This is a genomic window from Pedobacter sp. 10L46_2, assembly GCF_056395165.1.
In genome coordinates, this window is the sequence record NZ_JBFTIZ010000558.1 from 1 (window position 1) to 1,027 (window position 1,027).

The following is a 1,027-nucleotide window of genomic DNA, read 5'->3' on the forward strand; positions in this document are numbered from 1 at the left end:
ACAATACATAGGAGAAGGCTCAAGTTATGAAATATTGGAAAAAATATTGCCACTCGATCTTTTCCGTTTTAGAGGTATCTCTGTAATCACTGTATCTGATGTAACCGCTATCCAGGCTGTAGAAAACATAAAAAACATTCGGCTTAACCGTACCCCTGGCGATCAGGCGGCCACATATAGTGGTGTTATTCAATCTTTAAAAACAATAGTACAAAATAACAAAATCGAGTTCGACCTGTTTCCTTTTGTAAGGGTTAACAACAAACCGGTTTATGGCAATGTAAAGGGGGGCACGGGAATATTATTTTCTGTATGGGGTGAAGATAATTTAGACCCCGAAACATTTCAGCAATATGCCGAGGGTTATACCGCCAACCCGAACTCATTCTTTTCTCCTGATATTTTGGCCGAAGATCCCGTTGTGTTTCATTGGCTTCATCATTTTGTGAAACTGGGAGTTAAGTCTCTTGCCCTCACTCCCGTTTTTTACGACCATGTAATTGTTGGTGTTTTAGCGGTACATACCTGGGAAGGTGAAACTTTTGACGAGAAAATACTTGCACTGCTGGAGCCTGCAATTGCCCCCATATCTCAGTTATTACAGATCTATATCGATGAATTTAACCTGGAGCTGGAAAATGTTATAAAAGAGAAATTTACCTCTATACAACCTTCAGTTCAATGGAAATTTAACGAGGTAGCATGGCATCATATGCATGATAAAAATAAGCATTTGCCAATTAGAAATGAAGACATCAGTTTTAAAGATGTATATCCGTTTTACGGAGCTATTGACATCAGAAACTCTACAATTGAAAGAAATACGGCCAGTAAAGCTGATTTGAGTCACCATTTAAGCCTACTTTATAAAGTGCTTGATCAGTTAAAAGATCATCACTACTCCTCTTTAATGGAAGAGATGATTTTCAATTCAAGAAAATGGCAGCAGTTGCTTTTACAAGAAACCCTAAACACTCAGGACGAGAACAATCTAAACCGTTTTTTGAAAGAAGAATCTAGTGACTAT

Annotated in this window: 1 protein-coding gene; it reads left to right on the forward strand. The window is 37.9% G+C overall.

From position 1 onward, the window contains the following. The coding region (locus AC1DDX_RS27790; protein WP_477623088.1) for a GAF domain-containing protein at window positions 1–1,027 on the forward strand (1,027 nt) is incomplete at both ends.